Annotated in this window: 1 protein-coding gene; it reads left to right on the forward strand. The window is 55.2% G+C overall.

The features are described from left to right. On the forward strand, nucleotides 1-250 hold a 250-nt coding region (locus FDX22_RS22300), incomplete at both ends, for an inorganic phosphate transporter (protein ID WP_186805439.1).

Here is a 250-nt window from a genome sequence, read left to right on the forward strand (position 1 = left end):
TGTTCGCTGGCGGTCTGATCTTCTTGCTGCGTCGTTACTGGAACGGCACCAAGAAGCGGGCACGTATTCACCTGACACCAGCAGAGCGTGAAAAGAAAGACGGTAAGAAAAAGCCGCCGTTCTGGACGCGTATCGCGCTGATCCTCTCCGCTATCGGTGTGGCGTTTTCTCATGGCGCTAACGATGGGCAGAAAGGTATTGGTCTGGTAATGCTGGTACTGATTGGCGTAGCGCCTGCAGGCTTCGTGGT

The sequence above is a fragment of the Citrobacter sp. TBCS-14 genome (genome assembly GCF_005280805.1).
Classification (GTDB): Bacteria; Pseudomonadota; Gammaproteobacteria; order Enterobacterales; family Enterobacteriaceae; genus Citrobacter; species Citrobacter gillenii.